The sequence below is a fragment of the Paenibacillus sp. FSL W7-1088 genome (genome assembly GCF_037969855.1).
Lineage (GTDB): Bacteria > Bacillota > Bacilli > Paenibacillales > Paenibacillaceae > Paenibacillus.
The window spans coordinates 4,783,125-4,795,192 of the sequence record NZ_CP150216.1 but is presented as its reverse complement, the minus strand read 5'-3'; the positions used below and the strand labels follow the sequence as shown (position 1 = coordinate 4,795,192).

Below are 12,068 nucleotides of genomic sequence, written 5' to 3'. Positions count from 1 at the left end.
GGTAGAAGAGACCTGTAAATAACGGTTTTTTATTGGAGAATAGTTATCCATTATGTAATCTAATTAAACCCGAATGCCGAGCGATGTATAGGATGGAACAGGGGATGCATTGGATTGAGTCTCTTGAATTTTTCCTGGGTCTTTATCATTCTGCATAGCATTGGAAATCTTCGATTTATTTTCAGCTTTGTTCTCTTTATTTACTTCCTGATCTTCATCTGCATGAGATGGTGGAGTAGAATGGATAGCTTTTTGTTGGTACCGGTTGGTTGATTTCTTTTAATTTTTCCCCGATAGACTGATCAACCAACCTTACGGATTTGAGAATCAATCTCTTGGACCATCTCACGTTTCATTTGAAAAACAGTTTGTTCTGCGTTCTCCAGCATCATCGACATGCCCATGTCGTTTCCTGTGTCATAATCGAGAACGATCCGGTCTAAGCGGGTTTCTCCTTCTAATGTTTGAATGGACCCGTGCATGCGATCACGCAAACCAACCAGTTTGCCTAACTGATCATAAGTCTGGCTATGTTTGATTAGATGCCCCATTGCCGGAGCCTGATTTTCGTCAGTGAGCTCAGAGGGTTGAGGCTGTTGTTAATTGGGTTGCTCAGACTGTTTCAATTTATTTTTTCTTGTAATCTCCTCACTTTTGATTTGAGCGATTTGATTATCGACCTGTTGGATGAAACTCGTTATAGATTTAACTCGTTCTGCCTAAATTATGGAGTCCAACTGATCATTAGATTTGACAGATTGCAGTTCTTCATTAAGCCTGATTTTTTGTTTCATAAGTCCCTGAATTTCCTTATCTCTACTGGAGACTTGACTCCCTGAGGTGAAGCTGCTTTTGGAGGCAGGTCAAATTGAATTCATAATCTTTTCCCTTTCATAGTTATATCGTGGCTACTTACATATATGAAATGTTACGAGAAGCAAATGAAGATACCCTGACGAATAAGTTGACTTTCACTTGTGTGTTGCTTACTTGTTAATAATAAATGATAATGGTTATCAATGAGTGAAGGACTGTTTAGTCAATTTATTAGACGGAGTTGGGTTAATGAAATGTGGAATAATTATTACATACTCTGGAACTATGCTGCTGTGAGTATTGCGGATATACGTTATATGGAGTTAAGGCCAACTGAGGAGCTAACCTATAAATTTCCTGCGAGCACATTTGTGTTCACCATCCAGGGTAAAGCCTATGTGACCATAAACGACCAGAAGCATGAAGTGAGTCGTTTTTATATTCTCCATGGTGGAAAGGGAAGCGTGCTGCATATTGAAGCTGGACAATCCGGATTGAACCTGTTTTACCTTATGTACAAAGTAAGTCTGCCAAGTGGAGGAAGAACCGATTTGGGCAACATGATGGAGCACATGAACCCATTTCAGCTAACCTATGGTTTTGCCCCCAAGTCACCAATTGTGCTGTATGAGCAAGTAAAACAGATATACACGTTATGGAATCAAAAGAACCCCATACATCATTTTCAGGCAAAAAGCCTGTTTTATCCTTTTGTAGAGCAAGTATCAGCACAAATTCCTCATGCTGCATCTCGCTATTCCGTTACGGATCAGGTCAGCAAAGTCATCGAAATTGTGGAATCATCTTATGCGGAGCCATTGACGTTGCATGTTTTGGCAGAGAAGGTTGGCAGCAGTCCCAGAAGTCTGTCCCGCAAGTTTAAGCAGGCCACGGGTTATAGTCCAATCGATTATTTGATTCAGTTCCGTTTGTTCAAGGCCAAGGAGATGCTGCTGCATACCGACGCTACATTGGATGAGATTGCAGCAGGCATCGGTTATCCGGACGGATATTATCTGGGACGTATGTTCAAAAAACATACAGGTGTTTCTCCGCTTCAGTTCAAGGAGAAAACATCTGTAACCCTAAAATGGCCTGATCTGACATCGACCTTGGCGCGAAATGACATTTCCAGTGGAAGAGCTGGAAGGTATGTTTATAACGATGATGATAATCATTATCAATATAAACACGGAGGGTCATTGTACATGAATAGACAGACAAGAACGGGAATGCTGCTTAGTATTTTATTAAGTCTCACTTTACTGCTGAGTGCCTGCTCGACAGGGGCAACTAGTAATTCTGGAGGAGAAACAGCCGGAAGCAAAGGGACTTCGAGTGCCACCAGCACAGTAACGGCAGACAGCCAATCGAGCACTTCCGAGCCTCGGATTATCTCGACGGTCAAAGGAGATATCACGGTCCCGGCTGAACCTAAGCGAATTGTGGTGGATTTATATTTGGGAAGTCTGATTGCTTTGGGAATCAAACCAGTCGGTACACCGGAAATGAATCTGAAGAATCCCTATTTTATCAAATCACTTGAGGACGTAGAGAATATTGGTGAATACGAAACCATTTCTCTTGAAAAGGTGTTGGAACTTCAACCAGACCTGATTGTCACGGGTGATCCTGACTTGTTTGATTCTTTTAGCAAAATTGCGCCTACGCTTGTTGTTCCTTATGGAGAGTTGAAAAATACCCATGAAGAGATCGCTTTTTTCGGTAAAGCGTTGAACAAAGAAAAAGAGGCTGAGTCATGGTTGGCCGATTACGACGGACGAATTGCGGATGCCAAGAAGCGTGTAAGTGAAGCAATCGACGCAGATGCAGAAGTATCAGTTATGCAATTTTATGATAAAGCACCATTAGCCTTTGGTGATAATTTTGGGCGTGGAGGTCAGGCTGTGTACAGTGCTCTCGGATTGAATCCTCCGGCTGACAAAAAAGAGATTTTAATGAAAGATCAGCTTGTTGAAGTCTCGTCCGAATCCATACCCGAATTTGCTGGTGATTACATTATTCTTACGGCAGACAACCTGACTGTAGAGGAATTGAAATCCAAGCCGGTATGGAGTTCGCTTGATGCCGTCAAGAATGATCGTGTGTTTATCTGGAGCCCGGATCGTTCATGGTACTTTGACCCCATTGCAACGTTGGATCAGACCGAGGAATTGGCAGCTTGGTTTACAAAGACAACGGAAAAAAAGTAAATCTTTCGGATCACTAGTTGGTGAAATTGAGTCCTGGTCAAAATACAGTTGATAATGAAAATTATTATCAACTATAATGTAGGAATAATAGTGAACCACCATAACGCTTCAGTTAAGGATGGTTGGCAGAATAATGACTTGTACAAGGTCTTTGTTCCTGGTAAGACTGGGATTGGAGAGTAATCGATGCAATTAAACGAACAGATGAATAGCTGGAATCACGCGGCTGTTAAAATTCTGGATATACGCCGAATCGTCCTGGAGGCAGGGGAGATACAGGAATCCTATTTGCTTCCGGCAAACGCTTTTATTTACAGCATTCGGGGTGCAGCTCAACTTAAATTGGATGGCAAAACACACGAAGCACGGCGATTCTATATTCTCCATGGTGGTAAAGGATCATCACTGGATATTCGGGTGAGCGAAAAGTTTGAATATTACTTGCTGTTCTACAGGGCATTCCTTGCGTTCCCAACTCATCGTAAAACATGGCGGTTGTCACAACCTCCTCAGATTGCTCCTTTCTCTTTGCAATATGGATTTACGCCGAGCAATCCTCTTGCTATATTGCGCTATTTTGAAGAACTGGAGAAAGCGTGGGATCAGGCGAGCAGACTGGACTTGCTACAAGTAAAAAGTTTGTTCTACCAATTTATTCATGAGCTGTTGTTTCAATTGGCAGAGCAGGAAGTCAGAACAGTGCTTCCAGACCCTATTGAGCAAACACTTCGCTACATCCAGGAGCATTATAGGGAACAGGTGACTCTGGATTTTCTGGCTGAACAATTCAACTACAGCTCCCGTCATTTATCTATGCAATTTAAAAGAAAGACAGGACACAGTCCGATTGATTATCTCATTCAAACGAGACTGACCAAGGCCCGGAATCTGCTTGTGCGATCCGATGCCACCCTGCGCGAAATCGCGGCAGAAGTGGGATACACGGATGTGTATTATTTCAGCCGTATTTTCAAAAAACATGTGGGCCTGTCCCCCACACTCTATCAGCAGAAAATAAGGAACCAGACCCTGGCAGAGGATCGTCCATTACAATTCTCCGAATCATCCATTGGCTGGAGATGGAAGCGAGGATATATTGATTATGAGAATCATTATCAATATATAGACGGAGGGTCTACATCAATGAAAAGAAGAAAAACAAGCTCCAGCATGATTTTGGTTGCACTTTTAAGCATCACAATGCTTTTATCGGCATGCTCCGCTGGCTCTGCAACAACAACAGTTACGGGGGAAGGTACGAATACGAACTCATCTACGAGCACAGCCGCATCTTCATCATCAGATTCAGGTAGTCAAACGAACAATGAAAATGGAACACGCACGGTCTCCACGGTTAAAGGTGATGTTGTTGTCCCGGCAAATCCTAAACGGGTGGTTGTACTTTATCTTCAAGGAGATGTTGTAGCGCTTGGAATTAAGCCTATTGCGACGTCTGACGTATTTGATGGGGCTGCATATAAGAATGAGCTTGAAGGGGTAAATTCACTAGGCACCTGGTTCGAACCAAACCCTGAGGCTGTCATTGATCTGGACCCGGATTTGATCATTGTTCCTTCAGAAGAGACTTACACGCTATTAAAAGATATTGCACCAACTGTGTATGTCCCATATGAGAAAATGACAACGGAAGAAAGACTTCATAGTATCGCTAGCATTTTCGGCAAAGAACAGGAAGCAGACGTTTTAATCGACAATCTTAACAGTAAAGTTGAAGAGAGCAAGAAAAAACTTGCTGATGCAGGTATACTGGACAAAACGGCCTCCATCGTCGAGGGTGGGCTGAAAGAGATGGTCATTGTAGAAAGTAAGCAATACGGCCGAGGATCTCAGGCTATATACGAGTACTTGGAAATGAAAGCACCTGAAGCGGTCCAGAAAAAAATTGACGCCGTTTCCGACGCTGCAGGTTCGACCTTGTCCATGGAAGTTCTTCCTGAGTATATGGGAGACTACGTGTTTCGTTCGGTATATGAAGGGGCAGATAACCTTAACGATAATCCAATCTGGAATAGCATACCCGCTATCAAAGAAGGCCGTCTAATCGAGATTGATTTTGATTTCTTCTATTACTCGGATATCTATTCCATCAACAAGCAAATCGATTTTGTTGTCGAGCATCTACTCGCAGCTCCCAAAGTAAAGTAATCAACAGATAATCAAACCGATGGTAGTTTTGTATAAGAAATGTTTGAATTTTAGCCATTGTAATTTGATAAGTTTCCCATTAGACTAGGAAAAGAGTGATAATGAGAATCGATATCAAATAGTCGAGTGGTTTGGATCGAACTGATGGAGGTAACTACATGGATCAGCATTTGGAATTATATGATGTAACAATTATCGGCGGGGGACCTGCCGGCATGTATTCTGCATTTTACAGCGGGATGCGTGATATGAAGACCAAGTTGATTGAGGCGAAGGATAGATTGGGTGGTCGCATGCTCTTTTATCCAGAGAAAATGATCTGGGACGTTGGCGGCGTTACCCCGATTCTGTGTGAAAATTTGATTAAACAGCTGGAAGAACAGGCGAGAACGTTTGAGCCAACGATTGTGTTCGAACAGCAAATTGAAGGATTCAAACGTCAGCCTGATGGCACAATTCTGCTGACATCGCATACAGGAGAACAACACTGGACACGTACCGTCATATTGGCGATCGGGTATGGTATATATAAAATGGCCAAACTGGAGCTTGAAGGCGCTGACCGTTATGAGGTTACGAACCTTCACTACACAGTACAGGAGCTTGAACCTTTCCGTGGCAAACGGGTACTGATCTCTGGTGGGGGTGACTCCGCTGTCGATTGGGCCAATGAGCTTGAAGCACTGGCAGAACAAGTGACGGTGGTGCATCGTCGTGACCGCTTTGGTGGATTGGAGCGCAATGTACTGCGGATGAGAGAATCCTCAGTAGATATTCGGACACCATACGCCGTTGATACCCTACATAGTCAAAGTGGGGAGATCATCGAACAGGTGACGATATCCCATGTTGAGACAGGTGAGAGTGAAGTTCTTGATGTGGATGCGATTATCGTCAACCATGGCATGAAGAGTGATTTTGGCCCGATCCGGGATTGGGGACTTGATCTTGGTGAATGGCATGTCACCACAACAGAGAAGCTGCAAACGAATATTCCAGGCGTCTTCGCTGCAGGAGACTTTGTAGATTATGGAAGTAAACTGTATCTGATTGCTGGTACATTTACGGATGCGGCCCTCGCGGTAAACAGTGCAAAACTGTATATGGACCCTGAGGCAGAGAAAGTTGCCTATGTGTCTTCCCATAACAGCCGTTTCAAGGAGAAAAATAAAGCACTTGGTGTTGTGGAAGAATAGAATCTCTTCATATAATTCAACTCCAATTGTTCAAATCAAACGAAGTAGTTCTGGCTGATGTCGGAACTGCTTTTTTTGTTTCCATTTTCGGTATGAACCTCCTCAAATTGCACAACATAGAACAGGCACCGGAATTGAACATGCATCATCAACTGTCTATAATGAGCCTTAGAAGTGAGGAGAAACATCAAGAAACGTTAAACAGATTAGAGTGGAGTGCACAATTATGAAAAAAGAAATTCAACGTATATCCACATTCATTCATCGGTGGTTCAAAGGCCCTGAGAAAAAACGCATCAAATGGTCGGAAGTCTATCTCGCTGTTGCTGGGAAAATGCACCGACTTCTGGTGGAAGGCCGGCGCGTACGTTCAGCAGCCAGAAGGCTGCATCAGGATTTGCCTATTATCGCTTTGGGCCAGATGAAGCTGGAGCCGGGAGATATTTTATATACGCCAAGTTCGGAATCGACTTATTACGCCGGGCATATGGGGATTATTGGACTCGACGGTAAAGTGTATCACGTACACCCTTATGGACCTGTGTTTGCCGATTCCTTGGAATGGTACGTTACCCGCTTTTATGAGGGGGACCGTTTCATTGTATTTCGTTCCCGTTTGAATCAGGCTGGTGTGAAGGCAGCGCAGTGGGTGCATGATCATTATAAGCAGGTGAAATTCTATCGATTGCAGACGAATCTGCGCAGCATTGAACGAAACTATTGTTCCAAATTTATATATCAGGCGTACCAGTTTACATCTGGACTTGATCTGTGGAGCCGAAAGTTTGTGAAGCTGAATCAGGGATATATCTATCCGTTTCGAATTGAGCGCTCACCCGCGCTGGAGGTTCTTGGAACGTTTTATAAATAAGGCTAGTTAACCGACGGAAGTTCCTTACTTTTACAAGAGGAAGGGGCGGGTTCTGTCGGTTTTTTTTGTATGCATAGAGATCAAAAACAGGAAAAAGGCTCAAAACGTCGAATAGAATATGAGATAGGCATGTACAACTTGGAATCGTATACATAACCAATGCAGGATCAATTTTTGCCTAAACATAAGCAATTCACCCCTTAGAAGGCAAACAAGGAAGAGAGAGAAAGAGATGAAATGGCTCAACTTTATGTGCAGGTTCAAATCAACCTCAAACGTAGTAAACCTATCCGACTATACTCCCAGGAAGGAAAGGAGGTATTATTGTTCCATCTGTAGTAAAAAAGTGAAGTCTATTGTGCATTATGCGACTTCCCAGGGAAATGTTACAGGTGTATGCAGTTCTTGTAAATCATTGGCGGAACATCGAGGAATGTTGCCCCTTTAATAAGGAAGAGATACGCTCAGGAAATAACATTGCTTTGATTTATGAGCGTTTTTGTAGTACATTAGCAAATGTATTCGAAGGAGGATTCTAATGTACTCAGGTAGACAAGACGATACTTTATACATCATGACCTACACCTTAAACAGCGGTATCAAGGGTACGGTTCCACTGTCAAATAAGCAGATTATTGAGTGGCTGGATTGCTACAGAAATGAGAAGCGCTTCGTGACCGAAATCGGCAAGGAGTTTTTTGGATTGAATGCAGGGTTGGTAGCAGATTTCAAAGTTCAGAATCATTTATCGGATTATCAGCAGACGATTATGCCTACACAGCAGCAGGATAACATGGAACGTTTGTCCAGCGCATATAAATCAACTGAGTTATTAATGAAGATTGATTGCAAATGTGGCACGGCATATGTTACGGAATCTCCATATAAGCGCACCAAATGGTATTGCACCAAGTGCAAAGAAATTGTATTTTTGGATGCCAAAAAAGGAATGGTAGAAACGTCGCGTGGCGACGCTTACTACATGACCAACAAATATTTTGTTTCCCGGGACTAGCGGGAGATGAGGTATGGGAAGCATCGCTGTGAGGCGGTGCTTTTTTGTGTACACAGAAAGGGCTAATGACGAAGATAAGGAGAGGTATATTAAGGGTATGCTGGTAAAATGGAGATATAATAAAAAAAGCCCTCAGGGGCTTTTTTTGAAATCTCAGGAAACCTGTAGCAGCAGATACCGCCGATCAGAACCTATAGATTGATCATTGAAAAACTGAATCAGCTCAGCATTCAACTTTGTGAGGAGGAATGAAGCAGCAGCGACAGCGCGGCTCATAAGCTTCTGAATCGCCAATCATGACGACTGGTCCAAGCGTTACAGGCTCTCCATTAACGATACGCTGGGTGAAAGCCGCATCCGGGCTTCCGCATACGGCACAGAATGCCGACAGTTTCTCAATGTCATCCGCCATGGCGAGCAAACCGCCTACATATCCAAATTCCTTGCCACGGTAATCCATATTCAATCCATCCACAATGACATGTTTGCCACAGTAGGCTAGCTCGGAGACCAGTTCCATGATGGCACTGCTGAAAAATTGTACTTCATCAAAGGCAACAACATCAGCATCTTTGGTTTGAGTCAGGATCATTTCTACGGATTCCGGGGTCAATTGCCGGGGAATGGAATGAGCAGGCAGACGATAGCCGATACGGCTAACAATCTCGTCTTGGGCAAACCGATCATCTTCGGCAGGTTTGTAAGCAACGACCTTTTTACGGCCAAATTGAATTAATTTCTGACAACGGCGAATGAGTTCACCGGATTTTTCACTAAACATAGGTCCTGTAATTACGGTAATTCGTCCTGTTTGCACAGTTCTGCTACTCCTCTCACATACGGGATTCAACAAAAAAAAGCGACCATTACAGAGTACCACAAAATCTTTAGTAAGAGCCAGAACTAATCTGAGCAGCTTTGTGTTACTATATGGATTGTTAAGCTGTTGGTTACGGCAGTGTAGTGCATAAGCCAGGAGCGATTGAAAAGAGGTGTTAACGATGAGTGAAGCATTATCCGAATTACAAGAACGATATGAACGTTTGAAAGGACAGTCAGTCCTGGACGAAGCTGCGCAGGCGTTGTTTGCAGACTTGTTCGCTGAAGCGGAGCGGCTGCAAGCCAGTAATCTGACGTTACGCAGAACGATTCTGAAGTCCTCTTCCAAAGAGTCGCGTATGTCTACAAAGCTGCGGGATGCATTATACGAATAACCCGGGGACTACTCCGGGTTCTCTTCTGTCTGCAATTTGCGGGGAAATAGAATACCTGCTGTAATTCTGGCAATCATGGCGAAGGTGAGGCCGATACCTGCAAACATATAGATGACTGTAAAAGCCTTGCCGAATCCGGTTGATGGTACAAAATCCGGATGTCCCACCGTGGTTAGCGTTACTGCGCAGAAGTAGAGGGCATCAATCCAGTGCAGCCCTTCAACGCGGGTATAAAATAACGTGCCCGAGAGAAGTGTCGCCGCAGTTAATACAAACAGAGCCAGGAACTTCTGGTCCTTGAAGGCATGAAAAATGCCTTTAAGCAATCTTTTTAGCGTAATGATAAATGAGACCATGTTGATCCATCCTGTCTATGGAAGAGTGGGCATTGTGCATATTCAAGATGCTAACTCTGAATTTATGCAAAATACGTGTTTGAATAAATAAGCATTATACCTGATCGAGTACCGTATATAAAGGCAGATGTAAAGTTCGGAAGTTGAAATGTTGCGTAGCCAGAAAAAATGACAAAAAGCCCGGACTCAGGAAGTCGTACCGGGCGTCTCTGCTTTGTCGGCTGAGGGTGCGCTTTTTGAACGAAAACGGGGGCCTACATAATTACGCTTGCGGTCACGGAACAGAATCCAGCCTCCCAGAAAACTCATGCCTGCGGCGAACAGGACAAGTCCTCCACCAAAGGAGAGCCATTGAAAACCTGGTGAGATCTGCTCGTTCCCATGCTCGGCATAATACAGGAAAAGGGCGTCCTTCATCATCAGAAAACCCTTCATTGCCATTAACCCGGGAATGACCAGAACAATAATCGCCACAAATCGTGCAAAGATCAGTCTAGTATTCATCACCATTAAACTCCTTCTGCCTGAGGTTGACGTAAAATAAAGGTTGCGCTTACAGGTCATACCTGATTCCATCATAGCTTGGTTTCCAGAAGCTGTCCATGCGTTTCAGGCTCAAATTTTGAGTTGACTGCTCAAGGGGAGTACAATGGAATATAGATAACGTCTATGAAAAAGAGAATCATTTGAATTATCATCTTACAAATATATTGAAATTGTATTGAAATTATATGGATAGAGGAGAACATTAAAGATGCCAATTACATGTGATGTTGCCATTCTTGGAGGAGGAACGGGAGGGTACGTTGCTGCCATCCGTGCCGCACAATTAGGAAAACAGGTTGTTATTATCGAGAAGGATAAGCTCGGAGGCACCTGTCTGCATCGTGGCTGTATTCCGAGCAAGGCGTTGCTGCGAAGTGCGGAAGTGTATGCAGAGATCCAAGAGAGCGAAATGTATGGAATTGAAACAGCTGGAGCGACACTTGTATTTCCGAAGGTTCAGGCGCGCAAGGATGCAATTGTGGAGCAGCTTCATCAAGGTGTGCAGTATTTAATGAAAAAAAATAAAATTCAGGTCGTACATGCCAAAGGGCGCGTGATCGGACCTTCCATTTTCTCTCCTCAGAGCGGTGCAGTGGCTGTCGAGTTTGAAGATGGCGAGATGGATACGGTTGTGCCAACCAATCTCATTATTGCTACCGGGTCTCGCCCGCGGGTATTGCCGGGTCTTGAGCCAGACGGCCGATACATCATGAGCAGTGATGAAGCTTTGCGAATGGACGAATTACCGGCATCCCTGATCATTGTTGGTGGTGGCGTGATTGGCCTCGAATGGGCCTCCATGCTGAATGATTTTGGCGTCGAAATTACAGTTGTTGAAGCCGCTGCTCATGTATTGCCAGCAGAGGATGAAGATGTAGCGAAGGAAATGCAGAGACTGCTTGGGAAACGCGGTGTTCGCTTCCTAACAGGCGCTAGCGTTCTGACAGAGACATATAGCATACAGAAAGACGGTATTCAGATTGATGTCAAGCTGGGGGATGAGAAGCAAGAGACCCTGAAAGCGGACAAGATGCTGGTGTCGGTTGGGCGTCAGGCCAATGTCGAAAATATCGGACTCGAAAATACGGATATCAAACTCGAACGCGGATTTATTGCTGTGAATCAACATCTGCAAACGGGTGAGGGACATATTTATGCAATCGGCGATGTCATCGGCGGATTACAACTGGCGCATGCAGCGAGCCATGAAGGCATTTTGGCAGTGAATCATCTGGCGGGTGAAACGGTACATGCCGTCGAATCACATCGAATCCCGCGCTGTGTCTATACTCGTCCGGAAGCAGCGAGTATCGGATTCACGGAGCGCGAGGCCAAAGAGCGTGGTTATGAAGTGAAGACAGGCAAGTTTCCGTTCCAGGCGATTGGAAAATCTTTGGTTCATGGAAGTCGGGATGGGTTCGTGAAGGTAATCGCGGATGCCAAGACGAATGATATATTGGGTGTACATATGATCGGTACCCATGTGACGGAACTGATCGCAGAGGCCTCTTTGGCTCAGATGCTGGATGCCACACCGTGGGAAGTGGGACAGACGATCCATCCTCATCCAACTTTGTCGGAAATCATGGGTGAAGCCATGTTGGCAGTAGACGGAAAATCGATTGGAATGTAAGCCGGACAGGCTTATGAGAAAGGTCCTTTCCTTTTTTGGGCA

Annotated in this window: 11 protein-coding genes; 7 read left to right on the top strand and 4 right to left on the bottom strand. The window is 44.2% G+C overall.

Translation table 11 applies throughout. The features are described from left to right. Window positions 1-302 precede the first annotated feature (302 nt). Complete coding sequence (locus MKY42_RS21630; protein ID WP_179264012.1) at window positions 303-551, bottom strand: hypothetical protein; 249 nt, start codon at window positions 549-551, stop codon at window positions 303-305. Between the two features lie 468 nt (window positions 552-1,019). On the opposite strand from MKY42_RS21630, the gene MKY42_RS21625 reads away from it, so the two are divergent. The 5 genes from MKY42_RS21625 to MKY42_RS21605 all read left to right on the top strand — a co-directional run bounded on the left by MKY42_RS21625 (window position 1,020) and on the right by MKY42_RS21605 (window position 8,277). After that, window positions 1,020-3,029 (top strand): AraC family transcriptional regulator, encoded by a 2,010-nt coding sequence (locus tag MKY42_RS21625; RefSeq protein WP_339844555.1) that lies wholly within the window; start codon window positions 1,020-1,022, stop codon window positions 3,027-3,029. Window positions 3,030-3,233: 204 nt separating this feature from the next. Then, window positions 3,234-5,195 carry a helix-turn-helix domain-containing protein gene (locus tag MKY42_RS21620; RefSeq protein ID WP_339844552.1) on the top strand — a complete coding sequence of 654 codons (1,962 nt, stop codon included), beginning with the start codon at window positions 3,234-3,236 and terminating at the stop codon, window positions 5,193-5,195. Window positions 5,196-5,353: 158 nt separating this feature from the next. Beyond that, window positions 5,354-6,391, top strand: a complete 1,038-nt coding sequence (locus MKY42_RS21615) for an NAD(P)/FAD-dependent oxidoreductase (protein ID WP_090900749.1) — start codon at window positions 5,354-5,356, stop codon at window positions 6,389-6,391. A gap of 226 nt (window positions 6,392-6,617) precedes the next feature. Beyond that, entirely contained in the window at window positions 6,618-7,262 is a 645-nt protein-coding gene (locus MKY42_RS21610; RefSeq protein WP_339844548.1) for a hypothetical protein, read from the top strand. 538 nt (window positions 7,263-7,800) lie between these two features. Further along, window positions 7,801-8,277 (top strand): hypothetical protein, encoded by a 477-nt coding sequence (locus MKY42_RS21605; protein ID WP_024630975.1) that lies wholly within the window; start codon window positions 7,801-7,803, stop codon window positions 8,275-8,277. A gap of 223 nt (window positions 8,278-8,500) precedes the next feature. On the opposite strand, the gene MKY42_RS21600 is transcribed toward MKY42_RS21605, so the two are convergent. After that, window positions 8,501-9,094 (bottom strand): thymidine kinase, encoded by a 594-nt coding sequence (locus MKY42_RS21600; protein WP_024630974.1) that lies wholly within the window; start codon window positions 9,092-9,094, stop codon window positions 8,501-8,503. Between the two features lie 184 nt (window positions 9,095-9,278). Between MKY42_RS21600 and MKY42_RS21595 the strand changes: the two genes are divergently transcribed. Beyond that, window positions 9,279-9,491, top strand: a complete 213-nt coding sequence (locus MKY42_RS21595) for a hypothetical protein (RefSeq protein WP_064636776.1) — start codon at window positions 9,279-9,281, stop codon at window positions 9,489-9,491. 8 nt (window positions 9,492-9,499) lie between these two features. Here MKY42_RS21595 and MKY42_RS21590 read toward each other — a convergent pair whose 3' ends face one another. Together MKY42_RS21590 and MKY42_RS21585 are read right to left on the bottom strand one after the other, a co-directional pair. Then, the gene (locus MKY42_RS21590; protein WP_024630972.1) at window positions 9,500-9,847 is read right to left on the bottom strand and encodes a potassium channel family protein; all 348 of its coding nucleotides are present in this window, start codon (window positions 9,845-9,847) and stop codon (window positions 9,500-9,502) included. A 186-nt stretch (window positions 9,848-10,033) separates the two neighbouring features. Then, on the bottom strand, window positions 10,034-10,357 hold the full coding sequence (locus MKY42_RS21585; RefSeq protein ID WP_064636780.1) for a DUF2627 domain-containing protein: 324 nt from the start codon (window positions 10,355-10,357) through the stop codon (window positions 10,034-10,036). 244 nt (window positions 10,358-10,601) lie between these two features. Here MKY42_RS21585 and lpdA point away from each other — a divergent pair, with 244 nt between their 5' ends. Further along, entirely contained in the window at window positions 10,602-12,026 is a 1,425-nt protein-coding gene (gene lpdA, locus MKY42_RS21580; RefSeq protein WP_109998534.1) for a dihydrolipoyl dehydrogenase, read from the top strand. Window positions 12,027-12,068: the final 42 nt, after the last annotated feature.